Origin of the sequence: Rhizobium sp. BK512, assembly GCF_014194915.1 — a bacterium.
Classification (GTDB): Bacteria; Pseudomonadota; Alphaproteobacteria; order Rhizobiales; family Rhizobiaceae; genus Rhizobium.
The window spans coordinates 277,565-297,934 of sequence record NZ_JACIAS010000009.1; the positions used below are offsets into that span (position 1 = coordinate 277,565).

Consider the following 20,370-nt stretch of genomic DNA (forward strand, 5'->3'; position numbering starts at 1 on the left):
TCCTGGCTTGGCCCCCGAATCAAAACACCCGGGCCAGCTTCGTGGTTCCACTCAAGCGCCTGTTCGCTTCATGGAGACCGGTCGGCTGTGCACGGATATGACCGGCACTTCTGGATGCCGCGGCACGTCTCCAGCGCAGCGGGAACCTGGGCCCCCGAGCGAAGTTCAATTCTTCAAAAGGCCAAAGCGAAAGACGACGATTTTGAACCCAAACTGGATTCATTTGTGCATCGACATGCAGCGGATGTTTGCCGAAGAGACGCCCTGGCATGTTGCCTGGATGGCAAAAGTCTCTCCTGCCGTCGCAGAACTTGTCGCACGTCACCCCGAAAGAACTCTCTTCACGCGTTTCATCCCGCCTGCGCGCGCCGATCAGATGCCAGGTGCGTGGCAGGCTTATTACCGCAAGTGGGAGGATATGACGCGTGAGCGCATTGGTGAGGATATGCTCGATCTCGTCCCGGAGCTTCGCCGGTTCGTACCGCCTGCCCGAATCTTTGACAAAATGACCTACTCGCCATGGATAAGCGGCAAGCTGCATGCAGCGCTGCAGGCAGAATCCGTCGATACACTCGTGGTCACGGGCGGTGAAACGGATGTATGCGTGCTAGCGGCGGTACTGGGCGCGATCGATCTTGGATATCGCGTGCGCCTGCTGACCGATGCGGTCTGCAGTGGCGCTGACGACACGCACGATGCCTCGCTTGCCTTGCTCGGAGACCGTTTCTCGGTGCAACTCGAGCTCCTGGAAACCGAGAGTTTTCTGAGGGACGCATCAAGGGTCCAGTTGCGATGAGGCGCGCGCCTTGGATGCAGCGGGGCGACCCCGCGGAGATCGTCTCCACAGGGTCAATCGAGATTACTTGTTCAGATCCTTTGCCATCTGAAGATGGTGTTCCAACGCAGGACGGGTTTTTGCGGCCCAGGCCTTGAGCTCGGGATTGTCCCCCTCCTCGCCATAGCGCTTGAACAGATCGACGGCCTCCTCGTGCACGTCTTCCTGGTCGGAATGATAGAGTTTGGTGAAGTCGTCGCCCTGGAGCTTGCTGAGATCATCGAGCATGCTTTTGTGTGACGATGTCATGGAGGCCGGGACAGCTGCCTTGACCTTACCGCCGGCAATCATCGCCTTCAGTTCCTCGGAGGTCTTTTGGTGATCCGCCACCATCTGCTGGGCGAATGTCTTCGTCTTGTCATCGGCGCGTTCGAGCGCAAGCTTGCTGGATTCGATTTCGAACATGTCACTGCTGGCTGCTTCGAGTACGAAGTCTTCTGTTTTCGGCGCCATTCCCATGACCGAGTTCACGCCGGTTTTCTCGGCTGCCGATTGTGCAAAGACCGAGGTAGTGGCGGCGGCGAAAATGATCGAAGCGGTTAGAATGTTCTTCATGAGGACCTCCTTTTGGACCGGGATGCAAAACAAGGATCGGTGCTAGTTGTTCCCGGGCGCGAGGAACAATGCGACGCAAGCGAAGTTGCTTGCCAATCAGAAAGGAGCCGCGAATGCCCGCCATCGACATTTCCACACGACCGGTTGAAGAGATTGCATCGCAGCTTTCGGCCATGAGCATCGAAGAGGTTTTCCTGGCGATGCGGCAGCTGGAGACCGCCAGCGAGGCCGTCGACGTCGCCGGGCGCGAGCAGATACTCTCGCGCATCGCGCTGGTGGAGGAGGAAATCGAAGCCCGGTTTCCAGGACAGCTACTTGCCCCTTATCGAAACTGGAAGAAAACCCATCCACTCTTGTAGATGCACTCGCGCATCTTCTGCAGCCAGAGGAGGCTAACATGAGCAGTTCTGACAGGACCACCGATCACCAGACGATCCGTGACTGGGTCGAGGAGAGAAAAGGCCGTCCCTCTGTCATCCGCACCAAAGGTAAAGGAGGCCTGCTTCGCATCGATTTCGGCGAAAAGGAAGAGGCGTTTGAGGAGATCGGCTGGGACGAATTCTTTCAGATCTTCGACGAAAACAAGCTGGAATTTCTTTATCAGGAGGAGACGAAGGATGGCAAAACGAGCCGGTTTGCCAAATTCGTTGAGCGAAACTAGACTTGGCGTCTGGCCTTGATCGGAACGGTGACGATGAATTTCGATCAGCAGAGAGAGATTGCCGAGCGGCTTGGGGTAGCAAATCGGTTCGATCAAGCCACAGAGGCGCAACGTCGCATACGGTTTCTCGCCGACTATGCCCGCACCGCATCCTGCCGCTCCCTTGTGCTCGGCATCAGTGGGGGCGTCGATTCCCTCGCCGCAGGTCTGCTTGCGCAACACGCCGCCGCCTCTCTTCGCGACGTTGGATACAGCCTCCAGTTCATCGCAGTGCGCCTTCCCTACGGCAAACAGGCAGACGAGGATGATGCGCAAAAGGCACTGGAGGTCATTTCACCGGATCGGGTCGTGACCATCGATATCAAACCTGCCGCCGACGCCACGCTTGATGGCGTCAGGCGCGAGGCGAGTGATCTCCTCGAACAGAAGCGACTTGATTTTCACCTTGGAAATATCAAGGCCCGCCAGCGCATGGTGGCTCAATATGCGCTCGCCGGAACGACGCGCGGCCTTGTCATCGGCACGGATCACGCGGCCGAGGCGGTCATGGGCTTCTATACCAAATTCGGCGACGGCGCCGCCGATATCCTGCCGCTCGCGGGCCTCACGAAACGGCGCGTGCGAGCGCTCGCAGCGCATCTCGGTGCACCGGATGATCTGGTCTTCAAGATCCCGACCGCCGACCTTGAATCCGATGCGCCTTTGCGGCCGGACGAGGATGTCTATGGCGTGACCTATGATGAGATTGACGACTTCCTGGAGGGCAGGGACGTAACGCAGGCGGCTGCGCAAAAGATCCTCGCTGCCTATCAGGCAAGCGAGCACAAGCGCCAGCCGCCATTGTCGCCGGGCTAAGGCTGGTCCATTTGATGCGACCTGGTGTTCCACTGATCGTACGCTGGATGACGGAGAGCCTAAGATCGGACCATGGTCCGTATTGCAAGGAGGGGGGCGATGATATGTCTCGATCTCATGGTGGGAGATCGAATGAGAACACCGCTGCTCGCCGATATAAGGCATGCAATAAGCTTTCTGTCCTCTCTGAATGAGATAGAACGCCGGTCCCTCGTCCTGCGGATCGTCGGTGAACTGGTGCGCCATCGCGAAGGCGTGCTCGGGCATTCGCCCGCAGCCGACTGCGTTTCGATCGACCGGCTTATCGCCGCCATGTCAACCGCAACCAGCGAAATCGCTGGCATGGACGATGACCACCTTCGGCTACTCCTGGAAGAATGCGAAAACCTGGTGGCAGCGCTTCAGAGCATTGCAAAACAGCGCGCGGTGACGACCCTGCACTAACGCCGCGGTGGGCGTCGACGGGTTCGCTCAGACAGGCGCCTTCATTGATGGTGTCGGATCGCGCGCGCTCATCAAGATCTGCCGGCTCGATCCTCGTCGCCTCCCGGCGACCCCAACATCGCCAGTATCTCCCATTTTTCTCCTGCTCTGGGTTCAAAAGGTATCCAGCCGCGCGCGCGTCTTGGTCGACAAGCGCCGAGAATGCGAACAACCAGGAGAGGTTGGCGTTTGGTCCGCTAGCGTACAGGCATGCATCAATCGCGCGTTTGGAGCGTTTGCAGGTCATCATGACTTCTTGGGAGAGCTCAGATGGCTGACGATACTGCCGCGCCGCGACCACGCCTGTCCACATCGGCCAAACAAAGACGGGAAGCCTTCGAGGAAACAGATCGTGTGGCGCGCAGCGCAGTGGAGGAGGAAAGCCGGCGCCGCAGCGAGAAGAGCGCCAAATTGAAAGCGGCAAGACAGCAGGCCCAACAGCAGGGTTCGGACCCATGATGGCAGCCAGCCGGAAGGCTCGGCGGACACGAAAGGATGCCACCTTCAGGACAAGCCGTGCCATCGCCATTCTACCGTCGCCATTTTTAAGGCGCCTGGCTGAACCACACCTACCAGGAAGCGATACAATGCCCACCGACGCGGGCGGGGCATGCGCTGTCGGAGGTAAACGGTGGCCTCAATCTTAGAGCGGCGATCCGAGTATCGCCTTGCAAAGGATGATTTTTGTTGCGAACGACCGATCAGACCCGGGGTGCCCCGCTTACACGTGACCCGGCCTTGGAAAAGACCTCACGTCCGCCAGCTGCATTTATCGCCGCTCGCCTTTTGGTCGCGGCAGAGCAATCCGAAAAAGGACTAATCTATGTTGCATCGGGCGAGGGCAGCGCACGCGCGATCTTTGATGCGGTAGCCTGCCTTGCGCCAGACCTGAAGCCTGTCTTCTTTCCTCCCTGGGACTGTCTGCCATTCGACCGGGTACCGCCCTCGCGGCAGTCGATGGGACTGAGAATGGAGGCGCTATGGCAATGGGTGCACGGTGACGGATCAAGATTGCTGGTAACGTCGCTCGATGCGCTCCTCCAACGCGTGCCGCCTCAAGCGGTGATCGAGGCAAGCCGATACGAACTCAGCGTGGGTGAGCCATTTGACCGCCTCGCCTTTGAGCGTTTCCTGCAGCGAACGGGCTATATAGAAGACAGTGTCGTTGACGATAACGGCGAATACGGCATTCGTGGCGAATTGATCGACATCTTCCCCGCCGGAGGGGAGCATCCTGTGCGGGCCCTGCTCACGCACGGGGATAGGATCCGGGAGTTGCGCAGCTATGATGCGCTGACGCAACGGACGCAAGGGAGCCTCAACACGATCTCGTTGGGACCAGCCTCCGAAGCGATACATCGCGACGGGCAGCCCGAAGGTACCGAGAGTGCGCCGTCTCCATCGCAGTCCGACATCGCACGGCACCTGTTTGGTCTTTATGGCAACCTTCAAACTGCGTTCGATGCGCTCGGCGAGGTGCCAATGATCTTTGCAGCTGGTTCCGAGGCGCGCGCCAAACGTTACCTCGCCATCATTGACGACGCCAGGCAGGCCGAGCGTGTCTTGCGCGCAGGGACGCTGGCAGAAGCACAATCCCTCTATCTCGACGAAAAAGAATGGCAGGCGGTGAGGGGGAAGGTCGCGCTACAGGAATTGGATCTTCGGGGCGGCGAGCCTGTCCCGAAATTCTTCGAGACGCCACGTCCCCGTCGGGCAGTTGCCGAGTTCATCGAAACTGCGCTCGCCCATGAGCAAAAGCTGGTGCTGGCAGGGCGCGGGGATGTCTTCGACACCCTGCGCAGGCGCGCCGAACGGATTGGAAATCTCCGCGCCAGGCCCGTTCTGCGATGGTCCGATGTTGAAAACGCCCCGCCTGGATCTCTGCTCACAGTTGCCGGCGACCTGGAGCAGGGCTTCGCCTCCGCCGCCGATAACCTCGTCGTTATCGGACTTGGCGATGTCCTTGGATTGCGATCGCCCGCAGGCGCACAGGCGCTTTCCGAGCCCGAACTGCAACTGGGCGATGCGGTGGTTCACGAGGATCACGGGATCGGTATCCTGGCTGACCTGGAGAGCTTGCAGATTGATGGGGAGGTCCAGGACACAGCCCGGCTCGAGTATCGCGACGGCGCATCGATCCTCGTTCCGATGAAGGATTTCGGCAAGATCTGGCGATATGGCGGCCAGCCGGAGGCCGTGCCGCTCGACCGCCTTCACACGGAAGCATGGGCCAAGCGCCGGCAGACGATCGCTCGCGATATCGCCCTTACGGCCCGTCACCTGCGCCGTCTCCAAAAGCAGAGACAGGAGGCAAAAGCGCGTTCCTTCGTGGCTCCTCTTCGCGACTACGAGCAGTTCGTCTCTCATTTCCCCTACATTTTGACGCGCGATCAGTCTGAAGCCATCGATGCCGTTCTGACAGATCTCGCCTCGGGGAGGCAGATGAGCAGGCTCGTGTGTGGCGATGTCGGTTTCGGCAAGACAGAGATTGCGCTGCGGGCTGCAGCAGTTGTGGCGCTTTGCGGCGCACAGGTCGCCATCGTGGCGCCGACAACCGTTCTGGCGCGCCAACATTTCGAGACATTTGAACGTCGTTTCGCGCGGACCGGGATCAGGATCGCCATGTTGTCCAGGCTTGTGTCCAGGAAAGAAGCGGCAAGGATCAAGGCCGGACTGGCAGACGGTGAAATCGACATCTTGGTGGCGACCCATGCGATTCTAGCGCGAGATATCAGATTTGCCGATCTCGCACTGCTGGTCATCGACGAGGAACAACGCCTGGGAACACGCGCCAAGCAGAAAATGAATAATCTTTCGCCCGGGCTTCACCGGCTCACCATGTCGGCAACGCCCATCCCACGCACCCTCCAGGCTGCGATGGTTGGCATACAGGATGTCAGCCTGCTGAACATACCCCCGGCGCGCCGCAGGCCCGTGAGGAGCCATCTCATCGAGGCCGACCCAGTCGCCATGCGCACGGCGCTCCTGCGCGAGCACCGGCGAGGCGGGCAAAGTTTCGTCATCGTTCCACGCATTGAGGATATCGATCATCTTGCCGGGATGCTCAAGAAGATCGTTCCCGAATTAACGGTCAGGATCGCGCACGGAAAGTTGCGTGCCACAGCCCTTGACCGGGTCGTGGTCGATTTCGCAAATGGCGACGGCAACGTTCTTCTGTCGACCAACATTATCGAGAACGGCCTTGACGTACCGCGGGCCAACACGATCCTCATCTGGAATGCCGATCGCTTCGGTCTGTCTCAATTGCATCAGTTGCGGGGTCGGGTCGGTCGCGGCCAGGCGCAAGCCGTGGCCTATTTCTTGACAGAAGCGCAGCATCAGATTGCGGAGGAATCCCGCCTTCGGTTGTCGGCCCTCGTCGAACACGATCGGCTGGGAGCGGGGCTGTCGATCAGCCTGCAGGATCTTGATATCAGGGGCGGAGGCGATCTAACCGGTGAGGACCAGGCCGGCCATATAAAGGCGATCGGCATCAGCCTCTATCAGAAACTTCTCGAAGACGCGATCGCCGCAGCATCGAAGAGGTCGTCTTCGTCAAATGGGCCGGTTTCGACGGCGCTCGGCGAGAGCGCGTCGATACCCGCCGATTATATTCCCGATCCAACATTGCGCCTGAACCTTTACGCTCGTCTCGAAAAAGCGTCGTCTGTCGGCCAGATCGATGAACTTGCAGAGGAGTTCGAGGATCGATTCGGCGAGCTGCCCCCGCAGATCGTGACCCTCTTGCGGCTCGCCAAACTCAAGACCGTTGCCCGAAATTGCGGTATCGAAAGGCTGGAGGCCGGCCCGACAGGACTGGCGGTCGGCTTTCGCACCAGGCCCAAACCCAGCCTTCTGAAAGTCCTGTCGCGCGGAAGGGACGCTGCGTTGCATCCGGATCGCATCGTGTTTGCGACCCCGACGAACTCGGGCAATGAGCGAATTGGCTTTTTTGAGGATCTGTTTGCGCCTTTGATGATGTCGCCACCGTTCGACAAGGCAGATTCTCATCGTCGGAGGTGATGACATGGATATGGTAACAATGATCGGCTATGCGGCCTCTTTATGTTCGGTAGCAAGCTTCGTGCCGCAAGCGCTCAAGATCGCGCGCAGCCAGGAGACGGCGGCGATTTCGACAAGAATGTACCTTCTGACCGTCACAGGCTTTGCCTTGTGGACACTGTTTGGTCTGCTCCGCAACGAGCTGCCGATCATCCTGGCAAACGCAGCCTGCTTCTGTCTCTCGACCTTTATACTTGGCGTTAAATTGTACGCGCGCAAAGCGCCGGCAGTGAAAGCCGCATCGTGAGGATGGAACACTACGAGATCTATCGCCGAAAGGGCCGATTTGCAGCCTGGCCGGCCAACTACGGAGCTTGGGCCTGGGACGCGGAAGTGCTTGCAGTGTTTGCCGCAGGATGGAAAGGAACCCAGGGAAGATTGCATGCCCGAGACAAGAACAGCCCCTTTCCACCGCTGCAGGCCCGCAGTCTCGATGGCGGTCGTACATGGGCGATCGAGCCCTTCAACGCCATCATTCCCGGCGGCGAAAGCTTGTCGGCTGACGAGCATCTTTCTTCGCGGCTAAAGGCGGGAGTGCATTTCGATGGCGCCGTGTTGGGGCCTCTTCGGACCCCGGTAAATTTTCTCGATCGGGAAACGATCGTCATGGCCGCCCGCACGGGGCTTGGCGGGAGTGCACTCAGCTGGTTTTACGTCAGCCGTGATCGCGGCAAACGCTGGGATGGCCCCTATGCCTTCAACGGATTGATGAAGGACGGTCTTGCTGCACGCACCGACATCGTCGCTCTTTCGGAAAAAAAAGCCCTGTTCATGTTGACGCGCGCCAAGGCTGACGGAACGGAGGGGGAGACCTTTTGTGCGGAGACGTGCGACGGTGCAAGACGCTTCCGCCTGGTCGGAACGCATGTCCAAAACCCCGAAGGCTACGCGATCATGCCGGCAAGCGCCAGCCTTCCTGACGGAAGCATCCTGTCAATCCTGCGATGTGGGCACGGCGTCGACAGTCGCGGCTGGCTTGATGCCTATCGATCTTGGGATGGCGGCTGTACATGGCATCGCCTGGGTACGGTCGTCGACAGCACGGGCAAGGGCGGAAACCCTCCCAGTCTGGCTATGTCGGCGGAGGGGCGCCTGTTCTTGGTCTATGGTGTCAGAGATCGGCCTTTCGGCCTGCGCCTGAAAACAAGCTCGGATGGCGGCAGGACCTGGTCTTTGGAACACATCATCCGCAACGACGGGCGCCTGCCCGATCTTGGCTATGTACGTTCGATCCTGCGCACCGACGGAAGCCTCGTCTGCGTCTACTACTTCAACGAGGGCGACGATCGTTATATCGCCGCCTCCATTATCGATACGAGCGAGCTTATATGAGATGCCGGCGCCGCAACAGGCTCAGTCAGAACGCGGATCGGGACCTGCCCAGACGATGCCGGATCGAGTTCCTGTCGTGGCTTCCACGTGCCACTCGATCTGAAAGCCTATCCGTTCCAACGCAGCCAGAATGTCCGCCCGATGGTCCGCTCCCATGGCACCAAGGGTCGCATTCAAAGCGGTAAGCCCGCCCTGCCTGTAGATTTCGATATATTGGTCAATGATGATCGGTGCTTCCATCGCCGTCGCCACTCCCTTCGCTGCAAGAACACCCAAACGACACGCAAGTTCCAGGCCTCGCGTCGTTCTGATGGTCGTGATGCTTCGCACCGAGCATCGAGGCTTACATCGACGGACGGACGAGCCAAAGGTCGCGTCCCCAGCGGGTCCGTAACCTCGCTATTTTCCGGAGACAGCGCTGCAATGTCTGCCATCGTACAGACGCTCATTCCAAGCCATAGCCTGGGAACTCGAGCGGTCAGAAAACGTTTGATAGCCGGGTCAAAACAGGGATGGTACCGATGAGCAACAATCGCAACGAATGGATCGCCGAGCGTGCCTATTCTCTTTGGGAGGAGGCTGGCAAACCCTTTGGCCAGGATGAGATCCATTGGCGCCAAGCCGTACTTGAGCGCGACCTCCTGGAAAAAACGCAGGCGTCCGCCGACGGCAGGGAGGTGATAGAGCGTCCGAGGCTGGCGCTATCGCAAAACGAGCCGCGCAGCGTCCTCGTTGTCGAGGACGAGCATCAGCTTCGCTACAATATTGTCGACTTTCTCGATCAAGCCGGCTTCCGGACCCTGGAGGCTGCCAATGCCGATGAGGCGCTTGTCCTTCTGAAGAACAACGTCATAGACACGCTCTATACGGATATCGACATGCCTGGAAGCATGGATGGCCTTGGGCTCGTTGCCAAGGTGCGCATATCCTGGCCGTCGACGCGGGTAATCGTGACGTCAGGGCTGGTAAAGCTCTCGCATAAGGATGTCGCCGCCGGCGTCACCTTTGTCGCGAAGCCGACGGCAGGGTTGGAACTTCTAAAGCTGATGGCCTAGCAAAACGGCGTCAGCCATGACTGCTGCTTGCGAGCATCGAGATCTGTGGTTTCGGTGCTCTCAAGATCAACCGGCTCAGCGACAGATGCCGAGCATCCCGTCTTTTCTTCCGGCAGGTCTCGCTGGTCGGATGATAGGAGGGATATCGGGAAGCACACCGGCAAAAAACCTTCTTCACGCCCCGAGAACCGGGACGCAGGAGCCGCTGTCGTCAGATCAGGCTGTGGCGCAGTCCCGGTGCTGAACGCCCGAGCCTGATGCATGGGCCAAGCATTGTCATCAGCGCGGTTGCAAGGAGCAACCGATTGATCCTGGATAACATCAGAACCAGTCCTCGTTCGAACGCAGCGACAGAGCTGAACTTGGTTCCGAGGCGCCGCCTGCGTCTGACTAAACCGTGAGATTGGCTGCCCCGCATTCGTTTTGGTCTTAAGGCGGAACAATGAGCCCAAATCGAGGTTGACACCTTGCAACCAACGCAAAACCCCTGGAGAATCACATGCGTACGAAAATCATTATCGCGTCTCTCTTCGCTCTCGGCCTTGCTGGTCCGGCCCTGGCCCAGTCCAATCCGGCGCCGACAGGAGCCACCATCGACCGCAACACGAACGATGCCGGCGGCGGCGCGTCCAGCGACGTCAAGAAGCCCATGTCTACCGATAACACCACAACCGGCAGCACGAGCTCCAATGGTTCAGCCAACGCAAACTGCAACGGCAACGAAGCTGCCAGCAGCACTGGCACCGGCAACCTGCAGACGCAGGGCGGCAGCAGCAACGCAACGCCGATGGACGAGGCCTGCTCGGCGCACAACAATTAACCTGATCCAGCTGGAGGAGCAGCCTGCTCCTCCAGCTGATTTGCCTTCTCTCAAGGCCATCGGCCACGCCCAGGTCTTCAGATCCTCGTTTCGATGTCATGAAGGCTGCCGGTTCGATCAGGGGCACCTCCAGCCGTCACCCCACGTCCTTCATCGCTTATAATAAAGCCGAACGGGTCTCCGACGCTCGAGTGCAAGGAGTATCCACACCAACGCACGTTCCTGCCCGAGCCCGAGCGACAAGCTATACCATTGCTGGCGAGGCACCGTTCAAAAGGATCTGATGTCGAGAATGGCGCCATCAGGCGTAGTGCTGTCGATCAGGGCGAGTGCGCTTTCGACTGACGAGGCCGGGCCGATGACGATTGCCCCGGCGCTTTCCAAAGCGCGTCGCGTCTCGTCGGCAATGAAATAATCATCCTCGACGATCAGGACGCGCTTGCCGTTCAGAAGGCGATCGATTTCGGCGCCCATTGGCTTTTAACCTCGTCTCGCTTCAGTGCTCGAATTCTAAAACTCGTACCGAATCTCACCTTCTGTCCTTTATATCGCAGCCACAAGGCCGATAAGCGCCTAATCCGGAAAAGGGTAAGAAGTTCCTCCGCGGGCCTGTGAGTGCGATGAGCGCGCGAGCCGCGACAGTCGGCAAAATCCGATCAAGCTCCTGACATACAGCAAGCGCGGCGCTCCGACAGCTCTGGCGCCCAATAAAACAGCTTTCATCAAGCCGCCATCCAACATTTTGCGACATGCCGATCCACGTTCGCCCCTCAAAATTATCTCTTTGAACGCTCGAGGAATGGGAACAGTCAATGGCTGTGCAGGTTATGGATCCGTCGCCCGCCGACTGCCGTGAGAGGGTGCGCCGCTATAAGCTCGAGCCCCGCTTGGGGAGGTCCATCGTTACGGATGCCGTGACGGGAAATGACGGGACGGGCGGCGTGAAGTCAGGGAGGAAATATTGCGCGTTCTTATCGTCGAAGACGAGCCGATCATTGCCGCGGACCTTGAACGGATCGTGTTGGAGGAGGGGCACCAGGTCGTTGGGCTCGTTACGACGCTGGAGCAGGCTCTTGCCCATGCTCCGCGTACGGATGCCGCACTTGTCGACCTTAGTCTTTCGGACGGACCAAGCGGTGCTGCATTGGCGCGCCGACTGATCGACCGTTTCCAGATCAAGGTAATCTTCGTCACTGGCGCGCCAGGGGCCGTCGGCTCTGGCCGCGAAGGGTCGCTCGACGTCATCGTAAAGCCCTTCTCCGACAGCGCTGTCCGCCGAAGCCTGGCGAGAGCGTTTGCGCAGCGCTCCGCGATCGAATAGGCATAGACAAGACCGGTCCCCGCCGAAGAAGCTGAATGTCCAGAAAGGCAGGATGCGGATCATGTTTGTCCAAGACCGGGCAATGATCTGGACATGCCGGCTAGCCTCGGACATGTCATCTTCGGCCCTGCCAAAAACACGCGGACGGGCCGCTCTCCCGTCCAAGGCACTCATTGACGTTCAGCCGGCTGATGGTCCTGCGATTCTTGAAAAGAGGCGCGCCTATCGAGACATGGGACGCCGTCATATGGAACCGGCATGCCTGAGATCGTGCTCGAGACGAAAGCCGGCATCGGCGACGTCATACCCGCGGCAAAAGATCGAGGCACTCGGTTATGCCATAGAGGCGGAAGGGGCGGGAGGAGTTGTAGCTGAAACGTATTTCGCGGCGCCTGAAAAGAAGCGTCGGCTTAAACAGAGGGCGAAGGCGTTTCCCGTGATCTGGATTCCAGGCACGTTCGGCACCGTGATCTTACCCGAAATGATCTGGCGGCCGCAACAGCCGCCAGATCTGGAAAATGCGTTATCGCTTATACGCGGTTCGAGCCGTAACGCTGACGCTCCGCATCGATCTGCTCGCGCGTGTAGGGCTGCGCGGTCTCGTCAAAGCGGCTCCAGCCCTGCGCCTGATAGCTGGCTCGGCGTGCGTTATAGTCGACCGGCCGAGACTGATGAAGGATCGTCCTGGCTTCAGCAAGCCGAGTTTCGTCCACTCTTGCGGTAACGACCGAGCCGCCGCGGCGGACGCCTTCGGCGTAGAAGTTCGCTTCTTCTTCGGGAACACCCTCTTTGATCATTGCCCCGACCATCCCGCCGACCGCGCCGCCGGCAATTGCGCCTGCAGCTGCACCAGCGGCGGTGGCCACAAGCCAGCCCGCAGCCACCACTGGTCCAACCCCCGGTATCGCCATCAGGCCCAGGCCTGTAAGTAGACCACCCGCGCCACCGGCCACGGCACCGACGCCTGCGCCTGTGCCCGCGCCTTCGGCAGCATAGCTTCCCTGTCCCTCCACCTCGGCACCATTGGCCTTATTCGTCACAATGCTGATATCATCCGAAGATATGCCAGCATCCTCCAGCGCCCGAACGGCCGCCCTGGCATCGTCGTAGCTGTCATAGAGTCCCGTAATCGTCTGCATGTTTGTATCCTCGATCTGGTTCTTCAGTGTCACTTGGCCATTGTCACGTTGCCCTGGAAGTCCAGAGAGACGCCGGACTCCTTGCCGTCCTTTTTGGCACTTGCCCGCCATACGCCCTGGTCATCGAGCTTGAGGCCTGAAACATCGGTATAGCCAGCCGCTTCGATCCTGGACTTGGCCTGGTCTTCGGTGAAACTATTCTTGCCAGCGACGGGCGCGCCAGGATTGTGTTCAGTGTTGACGGCCGGCGTGGTCTGCGACGTCGCCGGGGTTTCGCTCTGGGCGAAGGCGGCGATTGGCGAAAGCAGCAGGCCAAGCGAAACTAGCGCGATCTTATGCATGATGGTCTCCTCGTTTGCTCAACACAAACTTCAAGAAAAGCAAAAGGTTCCAGATCTTAGGCGATTGATTGCACAGCGCTTTGCAGGGTAGCGCGGCAAAGGCGGAAGCATTGAGCGGGCGGCAGCGACGGTAAGGGAACGAAGGCCTTCGGAATGATCTGGGCTACGCTCGTGGCATCGAAAAAGTGGCGGTTTCCGGTGCCACGGCCACGGGTCGACCAGACAATCGCTGCTGCGTGCAATGGACTTGCCGAGATATCGGGTTCGGCAGTAAGGCATGCGGGAAAGTCATTCGGTTTGAGGCCGCCGATCCTGTCCTCGCACGAGCTGGACAGCCTTTGGCAGGGCACTCAGGCATTCCGGTGCCGCTCGTTCCTGAGGATCAGCGGGCAACTTCATTCACGCTCTGCGCGACAGGGGTCGGTTCCCCGGGCGTGAAAAACAGGAGATAGGTGAGTGCGACTAGGATCGCGATGATGAAGATGGTGAGCACGAACTTGATCATGCTCCGGCTGGTCTTTACCTCGGTATTGCTCATGCCAGCGTAACTATTGATCAAACGAAAGGTTGCGCCGGCAAGGAAAAACGCCGAGTCCACCCGGCAAAGGCCGAGCTCGCCTCAGTTGTCATCTCGCCCTGCGGCTTGTCGATCCTTGCGTACGCTTTCGTACATTAGTATTTTCCCATATTTTTAACCGATCGCGGTTACTGCTCTCGTCACTGGGATGCGAGCGACAGCAATGCAATTCATGAAGACCCGTCTGCCGATGCGGATCGTCCTGCCGAGCTTGCTTGCGGGCGCGATCCTGGGCTCAATCTATGCCACGATGCTGTGGGCCACCAGACAATCTGACCAGATGTCGATTGCCCGCCAGGAGCGGCTTGTCGATGTGACTGTCGGAAAACAGCAAGCGGCGATCGCTCACGACCAGGAAAGCGCCACGGTCTGGGACGACGCCGTGCGCAAGGTTGCCGCGCGCGACCAGGAATGGATCAATGCCAACCTTGGTCGGTGGATGCAGACCTATTTCGGCCATGATGGTGCCTTCGTCCTCGATGCGAGCGGATCACCGATCTTCTCCTATCTTTCCGACGCACCTGGCGCGGCCGAGGCGTTCTCGAAGGTCGATACCTATGTCGTCCCCTTGGCCGAAAAGCTCCGGCAGAGATTGGCTCGGGGAGATGAGCAGGGCAAGACAGAACAGACGTTGAGTATCGGAGAGTCTGAAATCGTCGCCATCTCCGGAAGGCCGGCCATCCTGAGCGCAAAACCTGTCATATCCGACACCGGAGATCTGGCGCAGGTCCAAGGCACCGAAGCAATCCATATAGTGCTGCGCTATCTCGATGGTGATTTCGCTCAGACGATGGGCGCAGAATATCTCTTTGCGGATATGCGTTATGAGCGAGCCAAGGGTAGTCACGCCGAGCGGCTCTATTATCCCATCAAATCGACCGCCGGCGATCCCCTCGGCTTTTTCAGCTGGACGCCGTTCCGGCCGGGAACGCGTGCGCTCAGGCAAACGGAACCCGTCTTTGTCGCAGGTGCGCTGCTCCTGCTTGCCGTGGTGTCAGGCTTTGCGCTGGTGCTGCACAAACGTTCCGAGCGTCTCATGGACAGCCAGAGCAGGCTATTTCACCTTGCCCATTTTGACAGCCTGACGGGTTTGCCAAACCGCGCCTCGTTTACCGCGGAAGTATCACGGCGCCTGGCGGCGGGGCAGGCTGCAGTGCTGTTCCTCGATCTCGACCGTTTCAAACAGGTCAACGACACGCTTGGACACCCGACCGGCGACAAGCTCATTGCAGAGGTGGCGAAGCGCCTGAGCGCGGTTGCAGGGGTTGATGTCTTCTTGGCGCGCATCGGGGGCGACGAATTCACGGCCGTGGCGCCGGCCGAACAACGAGACGCCGTCGAGGCGCTTGCGGAGAAGCTGATCGGCGCGATTCGCCAGCCCTTCGAAATAGATGGGCAGCCGATCCTGATCGGGCTTACGATCGGTATTGCCTTCGCAGAGCCCGCGGCCAGCGACGCACAGGCGATCGTTCGCCAAGCCGACATCGCACTCCATCAAGCCAAGGCGGCAGGACGAAACCGCTACGCGATCTTTGGGCAGCACATGGAGGGCCTTATCAGCGCCAGACGCGCATTGGAGCAAGACCTGCGCACGGCCCTTTCAGAGGGCCGTCAGATCGAGGTCCATTACCAACCCGTCTACCTGGCCGGCGACAACAGGATGATCTCGGTGGAAGCCCTTGCCCGCTGGCGACATCCCGCCAAGGGGATGATTTGCCCAGACGTCTTCATTCCGATTGCTGAAGAGGCGGGGCTTATCGACCGGCTGGGCGACCTCGTGCTTCAAACGGCACTCCATGCGGCCAAGCGCTGGCCGGACCTCGGTTTAGCCGTCAATGCATCCCCAATCGAGCTTCGCCATGACAATTATGCGCTGCGTGTCACCGCTGCGCTGAACAGGCACGCCTTCGATCCCCGCAGGCTTGAAATTGAAATTACCGAGAGCGCCGTGATCGACGATGACGGAACATGCCGACGCAATATCGAGGCCTTAAGGCGGCTCGGCGTGCGCTTCGCGCTCGATGACTTCGGCACCGGCTTCTCCTCGTTCGGTCGGCTTCAGGCGCTCGACGTCGACCGGATCAAAATTGACAAGTGCTTTATCGATCAGATGGGTGATGCCGGCAGCAACGAAGCAATCGTCCACGCGATCGTCGACCTGGCCCATGCCTGAAGACCACGGCCGAGGGAATAGAGACGGCGTGCCAGAGCAGACGACTGGCCGAGCTTGGCTGCGACGAGATCCAGGGGTACTTCCTGTCGAGGCCCGTTGAATCCGCCGGGATCGACGCGATGGTGAAGACGCCGGCAATCGAGGGATCCGATATGGCGCGTTTAACGGGCCTTGCCTGATCCAACGGTGGATCTTGTGACTGTCGTCCAAGCAAAGACAGGCCGCGGCGAGGCAAGCGCTATCCAGGCTGCCATCGCTCATTCCTGCATATTCGGGACCTGGGGCGACGAGACCAAGGACCAGACGACCGACCATGGAGCCAGCCGACCCGATACGAACGAGCCGAACTGGAAGAAGATCTGCTCGTCGGCTGCCGCTTCATCGGTCTTGTCAGCGTGTTCGCTGAGGTTGGCACGAAGCTGCAGCTTTCGCCCATCAAAGAGTTGCCACTCGACTTTCAGGCCGCCCCCGTTCGACGCGCGATATCGCCCGCTAACGCTTGCCCCTGTCGCCATCGGCGCGATATGCTTCCGGCGCAACGCAATCAGGCCACGATAAAACTCCAGCCACTGTCTGCCTCTGTCCGTTTCGCGTTTCGTCCAGTCGAGCTTCGCCGAGGCGAAGGTCGCCTCCGCTGTCGGATCCGGCAAGTCGTCGGCGTCGAAACCGGGCAGGCGGGAGAGTTCCTGGCGGCGGCCGGACCTGACCTTCTCGTTGAGATCGTCGTTGAAGTCACAGAAATAGGGAAAGGGTTCTTCAGCACCCCATTCTTCTCCCATGAAAATCATCGGCACTTGCGGACACAAAAGGTAGACGCAAGCAATTGCCTGAAGCACGGCGACGGGCCGGCTGGCGACCATGCGGTCGCCAAGAGCCCGGTTGCCGATCTGATCATGGTTCTGAATGAACGAGATGAATGCGGAGGGCGGCAGATGTTTGCTGATCGTTCCCCGTTCGTCTCCGCGATAGGGCATATGCTCCCCCTGGAACACGAAACCTTCCGCCAAACCTCGCCCGATCTTTTCCGGTTCATCCGCATAATCGGCATAGTAGCCGAAAGTTTCTCCGGTCGCGGCAACGTGCAGGACATGATGGACATCGTCGTTCCACTGCGCCGAATAGAACCGTGGCCGACCCTCGTCGTCGCGAACGAGAAGCGAAGCATCATTGTCTTCATTCTCGACGACGAGATGGATCTTTCGTTCACCGGCTGCCGAGCGCACGCGCCGCGCCAACTCGTGGAGCAGGTGCTCCTTGGAGCCATCCTTGATCGCGTGAACCGCATCGAGGCGCAGACCGTCGAACCTGAACTCGCTGATCCAGTAGATGGCGTTTTGAACGACGAACTCCCGGATCAGCCGGGAGCCTTCCCCATCATAATTGACGGCGTTGCCCCAGGGCGTCTTATGATGGTCCGTAAAAAGCGGCGCCATGAGCGGCAGGTAATTTCCATCCGGGCCGAAATGGTTATAGACCACGTCCAGGAAAACACAGATGTCGCGCGCATGGGCTTCGTCGACGAGCCGTTTCAACTCTTCGGGACGGCCGTAGCTGCTGTCGGGCGCGTAAGGCAACACCCCATCGTAGCCCCAACCGCGACGACCGGGAAAATCGGCAATCGGCATGATCTGTATGCCCGTCACGCCGAGCGATTTTAGATGGTCGAGGCGATCGATGGCAGCGGCGAAGGTTCCTTCGGGGGTAAATGCGCCGACGTGCAGCTCGTAGAGGACGAGATCCTCCAAGCTGCGACCAATCCAGTTCCCGGTTTTCCATTGGAAGCCGTTTGGATCGACGACCTCGCTCGGACCGTGTACATCGCGCGGCTGGTATCGCGAAGCCGGATCGGGAACGGACACACCGTCCTGCAGGATGAAAGAATAGGCGGTCCCGGGCGTCGCGCCTTCGATCTCGCATCGGTGCCAGCCATCGTCAAGGCGCGTCATCGGAACTGTTTCGCCACCTTCAATCGCCAGAAAGACCTCGGCCTGGAGTGGCGCCCAAAGGCGAAAATGCACGGCTTCCCCGGCGATACGGGGGCCAAAGTCGTATTCAGTCATGATCGCCACCGATGCCTGCCTTCAGGACCACGAGGCTGCGTGAGGTGAGAACGTAGTTCGAGCCGTCGACCGGTCGGGCGTGGCCGTCCGGATCGGCCGTCTCAAGCACGACCGTCCAACCGATGTCGATTTGCGGAAGCAAGAAGGAAACATCGCCATCATGTGGGTTGAACAGGATCAACACGTCCTCCCACAGTCCGCTGTCTCGTTCTGTCTGGCGTCGCTCCAGCCTGAGGCCGATGGTCGTGCTGCCCGCATCAGCCCACTGTTCGTCGGTCTGCTCCCCGCCACCGGGATTGAGCCACGAGACGACCATGCCATCGCGCCAGTTCTCGCGTCGCAGGATCGGCTGTGCATGGCGCAATGCAATCAGTTTTTTTGTAAATTCGCGCAGCGCTTCGGCGCTTGCAGGCAGGCCGTCCCAGTGCACCCAGCTGAGATCGCTGTCCTGGCAGTAACCATTGTTGTTCCCCATCTGACTGCGGCCGAATTCGTCGCCGGCCAGCAGCATGGGCGTTCCGTGCGACAGGAAGAGCGTGGCGAGCAGGTTGCGTTTCTGTCGCTCTCGGGCGAGGTTGATACCCTCGTCCTCGGTCGGTCCTTCCACGCCGTAATTGAAGCTGCGATTGTCGCTGTGACCGTCCTGATTGTCCTCCTGATTGGCCTCATTATGCTTGTCGTTATAGGAAACGAGATCGTTCAGCGTGAAGCCGTCATGGGCGGTGATGAAATTGACGCCGGCCCATGGTCGTCGTCCGCGCAGGTCGTAGACATCGCCGGAGCCGAGAACGCGCGCGGCAAAGTCCTGCGTGGTTCCATCCTGATCCTTCCAATAGTCACGAACGGTGTCGCGATATTTGTCGTTCCACTCCGCCCATCCCGGCGGGAATCCCCCAACCTGGTAGCCGCCAGGGCCAATGTCCCAAGGCTCGCCGATCAATTTGACCTTCGCCAGGACCGGGTCCTGGCCGACGGCGTCGAAAAACCCTCCGCGCTGGTCGAAACCTTCGGGCTCGCGACCAAGGATGGTGCCGAGATCAAAGCGAAAACCGTCGACATGCATGTCCTGCGCCCAATAGCGCAATGAATCGGTGACCATCTGCAGCACGCGGGGATGTGAGGTGTTGACTGTGTTGCCGGTTCCCGTGTCGTTGATGTAGTAGCGCGGCTCGTCCGGCATGGTGCGATAATAGGAAAAGTTGTCGATGCCCTTGAAGCACAGGGTGGGACCCAACTCATTGCCTTCGGCAGTATGGTTGTAGACGACGTCGAGGATGACTTCGATGCCGGCGTCATGAAAGGCGCGGATCATGTCACGAAAACCGGCAATGCCTTGCGGGCCGAAATAGCGGGAGGCCGGCGCGAAGAAACCGAGGCTATTATAGCCCCAGTAGTTTCTCAAACCCTTGTCGAGAAGATGGGCATCATCGGCAAACCAGTGGACCGGCAGCAGTTCGATCGATGTGACGCCGAGGCTCTTTACGTAGTCAACGATTGCCCGCTGCCCGAGCCCTTCGAACGTGCCGCGAAGCTTTTCGGGCACCGCCGGGTGCAGTTGCGTAAATCCCTTGACATGTGTCTCGTAAAAGATCGTCCTGGCCCAAGGGATCGCTGGCCCGGTGTCATTTCCCCAGTCATAAGCGGAGGGATCCACTACCTTACATTTCGGCATGAATGCGGCGCTGTCGCTTTCGTCAAAGGAAAGATCCTTTTCGTCGCTGTCCATCTGGTAACCGAACTGGGCTTGCCCCCAGCGGATGTCCCCGACCAATTCCCTTGCATAGGGATCGATCAACAGCTTGTTGGCGTTGAAGCGATGACCGTTCTGGGGCTCATAAGGCCCATGCACACGCAAACCGTATAGGCTACCTGGTTTCAGTCCGGGGACGTAACCGTGCCAGATCTCATTGGTAAATTCCGGCAGAACAAGGCGCTCGACCTCCGACTTTCCGTCGTCCGAAAAGATGCAGAGTTCAACGCGCTGCGCATGAGCGCTGAACACAGCGAAATTGACGCCCTCGTCGTCGCAATTGGCGCCAAGACGCGTATGCTCGCCCGGCAAGATTTCCAGCTTTGATTGTGTCATGTTTCCGCCTCGTGG

At 59.4% G+C, this 20,370-nt stretch carries 21 protein-coding genes; 13 read left to right on the top strand and 8 right to left on the bottom strand.

The window, feature by feature from the left end; all coding sequences use genetic code 11:
* Positions 1-202: 202 nt before the first annotated feature.
* Positions 203-796, top strand: coding sequence for a cysteine hydrolase family protein (locus tag FHX06_RS28830; protein ID WP_281413465.1), 594 nt, complete (start codon positions 203-205; stop codon positions 794-796).
* A gap of 63 nt (positions 797-859) precedes the next feature.
* Here FHX06_RS28830 and FHX06_RS28835 read toward each other — a convergent pair whose 3' ends face one another.
* The gene (locus FHX06_RS28835; RefSeq protein WP_112543752.1) at positions 860-1,390 is read right to left on the bottom strand and encodes a DUF4142 domain-containing protein; all 531 of its coding nucleotides are present in this window, start codon (positions 1,388-1,390) and stop codon (positions 860-862) included.
* A gap of 113 nt (positions 1,391-1,503) precedes the next feature.
* Here FHX06_RS28835 and FHX06_RS28840 point away from each other — a divergent pair, with 113 nt between their 5' ends.
* The 8 genes from FHX06_RS28840 to FHX06_RS28875 all read left to right on the top strand — a co-directional run bounded on the left by FHX06_RS28840 (position 1,504) and on the right by FHX06_RS28875 (position 8,783).
* A complete protein-coding gene (locus tag FHX06_RS28840; protein ID WP_112543753.1) occupies positions 1,504-1,749 on the top strand; it encodes a hypothetical protein in 246 nt (81 codons plus the stop codon).
* Between the two features lie 38 nt (positions 1,750-1,787).
* Positions 1,788-2,051, top strand: coding sequence for a hypothetical protein (locus tag FHX06_RS28845; RefSeq protein ID WP_112543754.1), 264 nt, complete (start codon positions 1,788-1,790; stop codon positions 2,049-2,051).
* Between the two features lie 27 nt (positions 2,052-2,078).
* Positions 2,079-2,906, top strand: coding sequence for an ammonia-dependent NAD(+) synthetase (gene nadE, locus FHX06_RS28850; protein ID WP_112543830.1), 828 nt, complete (start codon positions 2,079-2,081; stop codon positions 2,904-2,906).
* Positions 2,907-3,038: 132 nt separating this feature from the next.
* Positions 3,039-3,350 (top strand): hypothetical protein, encoded by a 312-nt coding sequence (locus FHX06_RS28855; protein WP_112543755.1) that lies wholly within the window; start codon positions 3,039-3,041, stop codon positions 3,348-3,350.
* A gap of 309 nt (positions 3,351-3,659) precedes the next feature.
* The gene (locus FHX06_RS28860; RefSeq protein WP_112543756.1) at positions 3,660-3,848 is read left to right on the top strand and encodes a hypothetical protein; all 189 of its coding nucleotides are present in this window, start codon (positions 3,660-3,662) and stop codon (positions 3,846-3,848) included.
* 498 nt (positions 3,849-4,346) lie between these two features.
* Positions 4,347-7,412 carry a DEAD/DEAH box helicase gene (locus FHX06_RS28865; protein ID WP_246715666.1) on the top strand — a complete coding sequence of 1,022 codons (3,066 nt, stop codon included), beginning with the start codon at positions 4,347-4,349 and terminating at the stop codon, positions 7,410-7,412.
* 19 nt (positions 7,413-7,431) lie between these two features.
* Positions 7,432-7,698 carry a SemiSWEET family sugar transporter gene (locus FHX06_RS28870; RefSeq protein WP_246715667.1) on the top strand — a complete coding sequence of 89 codons (267 nt, stop codon included), beginning with the start codon at positions 7,432-7,434 and terminating at the stop codon, positions 7,696-7,698.
* Between the two features lie 2 nt (positions 7,699-7,700).
* Positions 7,701-8,783 carry an exo-alpha-sialidase gene (locus tag FHX06_RS28875; RefSeq protein WP_112543758.1) on the top strand — a complete coding sequence of 361 codons (1,083 nt, stop codon included), beginning with the start codon at positions 7,701-7,703 and terminating at the stop codon, positions 8,781-8,783.
* A gap of 21 nt (positions 8,784-8,804) precedes the next feature.
* Here the strand turns inward: FHX06_RS28875 and FHX06_RS28880 are convergent, their stop codons facing one another.
* Complete coding sequence (locus FHX06_RS28880) at positions 8,805-9,023, bottom strand: hypothetical protein (protein ID WP_112543759.1); 219 nt, start codon at positions 9,021-9,023, stop codon at positions 8,805-8,807.
* A 281-nt stretch (positions 9,024-9,304) separates the two neighbouring features.
* Here FHX06_RS28880 and FHX06_RS28885 point away from each other — a divergent pair, with 281 nt between their 5' ends.
* Both FHX06_RS28885 and FHX06_RS28890 read left to right on the top strand, forming a co-directional pair.
* Complete coding sequence (locus FHX06_RS28885) at positions 9,305-9,838, top strand: response regulator (protein ID WP_112543832.1); 534 nt, start codon at positions 9,305-9,307, stop codon at positions 9,836-9,838.
* Between the two features lie 499 nt (positions 9,839-10,337).
* On the top strand, positions 10,338-10,658 hold the full coding sequence (locus tag FHX06_RS28890) for a hypothetical protein (protein WP_112543760.1): 321 nt from the start codon (positions 10,338-10,340) through the stop codon (positions 10,656-10,658).
* Between the two features lie 270 nt (positions 10,659-10,928).
* Here the strand turns inward: FHX06_RS28890 and FHX06_RS28895 are convergent, their stop codons facing one another.
* A complete protein-coding gene (locus tag FHX06_RS28895; protein WP_183881719.1) occupies positions 10,929-11,132 on the bottom strand; it encodes a hypothetical protein in 204 nt (67 codons plus the stop codon).
* Positions 11,133-11,619: 487 nt separating this feature from the next.
* Between FHX06_RS28895 and FHX06_RS28900 the strand changes: the two genes are divergently transcribed.
* Positions 11,620-11,979 carry a response regulator gene (locus tag FHX06_RS28900; protein WP_112543762.1) on the top strand — a complete coding sequence of 120 codons (360 nt, stop codon included), beginning with the start codon at positions 11,620-11,622 and terminating at the stop codon, positions 11,977-11,979.
* 530 nt (positions 11,980-12,509) lie between these two features.
* Here FHX06_RS28900 and FHX06_RS28905 read toward each other — a convergent pair.
* The 3 genes from FHX06_RS28905 to FHX06_RS28915 all read right to left on the bottom strand — a co-directional run bounded on the left by FHX06_RS28905 (position 12,510) and on the right by FHX06_RS28915 (position 13,997).
* Positions 12,510-13,118, bottom strand: coding sequence for a general stress protein (locus tag FHX06_RS28905; RefSeq protein ID WP_112543833.1), 609 nt, complete (start codon positions 13,116-13,118; stop codon positions 12,510-12,512).
* A gap of 29 nt (positions 13,119-13,147) precedes the next feature.
* Positions 13,148-13,459, bottom strand: coding sequence for a PepSY domain-containing protein (locus FHX06_RS28910; protein WP_112543763.1), 312 nt, complete (start codon positions 13,457-13,459; stop codon positions 13,148-13,150).
* Positions 13,460-13,841: 382 nt separating this feature from the next.
* A complete protein-coding gene (locus FHX06_RS28915; protein ID WP_183881721.1) occupies positions 13,842-13,997 on the bottom strand; it encodes a hypothetical protein in 156 nt (51 codons plus the stop codon).
* Positions 13,998-14,208: 211 nt separating this feature from the next.
* Between FHX06_RS28915 and FHX06_RS28920 the strand changes: the two genes are divergently transcribed.
* On the top strand, positions 14,209-16,209 hold the full coding sequence (locus FHX06_RS28920) for a putative bifunctional diguanylate cyclase/phosphodiesterase (protein WP_246715668.1): 2,001 nt from the start codon (positions 14,209-14,211) through the stop codon (positions 16,207-16,209).
* A 257-nt stretch (positions 16,210-16,466) separates the two neighbouring features.
* Here FHX06_RS28920 and treZ read toward each other — a convergent pair whose 3' ends face one another.
* Both treZ and glgX read right to left on the bottom strand, forming a co-directional pair.
* A complete protein-coding gene (gene treZ / locus FHX06_RS28925; protein WP_183881723.1) occupies positions 16,467-18,269 on the bottom strand; it encodes a malto-oligosyltrehalose trehalohydrolase in 1,803 nt (600 codons plus the stop codon).
* Positions 18,262-20,355 carry a glycogen debranching protein GlgX gene (gene glgX / locus FHX06_RS28930; protein ID WP_183881725.1) on the bottom strand — a complete coding sequence of 698 codons (2,094 nt, stop codon included), beginning with the start codon at positions 20,353-20,355 and terminating at the stop codon, positions 18,262-18,264. The genes treZ and glgX overlap by 8 nt, the downstream gene beginning before the upstream one ends.
* Positions 20,356-20,370: the final 15 nt, after the last annotated feature.

Excerpts from the sequence above, each read along its gene's own strand:
- FHX06_RS28835 (WP_112543752.1), bottom strand. The coding sequence starts at position 1,390 with ATGAAGAACATTCTAACCGCTTCGATCATTTTCGCCGCCGCCACTACC.
- FHX06_RS28840 (WP_112543753.1), top strand. The coding sequence starts at position 1,504 with ATGCCCGCCATCGACATTTCCACACGACCGGTTGAAGAGATTGCATCG.
- FHX06_RS28845 (WP_112543754.1), top strand. The coding sequence starts at position 1,788 with ATGAGCAGTTCTGACAGGACCACCGATCACCAGACGATCCGTGACTGG.
- FHX06_RS28855 (WP_112543755.1), top strand. The coding sequence starts at position 3,039 with ATGAGAACACCGCTGCTCGCCGATATAAGGCATGCAATAAGCTTTCTG.
- FHX06_RS28860 (WP_112543756.1), top strand. The coding sequence starts at position 3,660 with ATGGCTGACGATACTGCCGCGCCGCGACCACGCCTGTCCACATCGGCC.
- FHX06_RS28865 (WP_246715666.1), top strand. The coding sequence starts at position 4,347 with ATGGGACTGAGAATGGAGGCGCTATGGCAATGGGTGCACGGTGACGGA.
- FHX06_RS28870 (WP_246715667.1), top strand. The coding sequence starts at position 7,432 with ATGATCGGCTATGCGGCCTCTTTATGTTCGGTAGCAAGCTTCGTGCCG.
- FHX06_RS28875 (WP_112543758.1), top strand. The coding sequence starts at position 7,701 with ATGGAACACTACGAGATCTATCGCCGAAAGGGCCGATTTGCAGCCTGG.
- FHX06_RS28880 (WP_112543759.1), bottom strand. The coding sequence starts at position 9,023 with ATGGAAGCACCGATCATCATTGACCAATATATCGAAATCTACAGGCAG.
- FHX06_RS28885 (WP_112543832.1), top strand. The coding sequence starts at position 9,305 with ATGAGCAACAATCGCAACGAATGGATCGCCGAGCGTGCCTATTCTCTT.
- FHX06_RS28890 (WP_112543760.1), top strand. The coding sequence starts at position 10,338 with ATGCGTACGAAAATCATTATCGCGTCTCTCTTCGCTCTCGGCCTTGCT.
- FHX06_RS28895 (WP_183881719.1), bottom strand. The coding sequence starts at position 11,132 with ATGGGCGCCGAAATCGATCGCCTTCTGAACGGCAAGCGCGTCCTGATC.
- FHX06_RS28905 (WP_112543833.1), bottom strand. The coding sequence starts at position 13,118 with ATGCAGACGATTACGGGACTCTATGACAGCTACGACGATGCCAGGGCG.
- FHX06_RS28910 (WP_112543763.1), bottom strand. The coding sequence starts at position 13,459 with ATGCATAAGATCGCGCTAGTTTCGCTTGGCCTGCTGCTTTCGCCAATC.
- FHX06_RS28915 (WP_183881721.1), bottom strand. The coding sequence starts at position 13,997 with ATGAGCAATACCGAGGTAAAGACCAGCCGGAGCATGATCAAGTTCGTG.
- FHX06_RS28920 (WP_246715668.1), top strand. The coding sequence starts at position 14,209 with ATGAAGACCCGTCTGCCGATGCGGATCGTCCTGCCGAGCTTGCTTGCG.
- treZ (WP_183881723.1), bottom strand. The coding sequence starts at position 18,269 with ATGACTGAATACGACTTTGGCCCCCGTATCGCCGGGGAAGCCGTGCAT.
- glgX (WP_183881725.1), bottom strand. The coding sequence starts at position 20,355 with ATGACACAATCAAAGCTGGAAATCTTGCCGGGCGAGCATACGCGTCTT.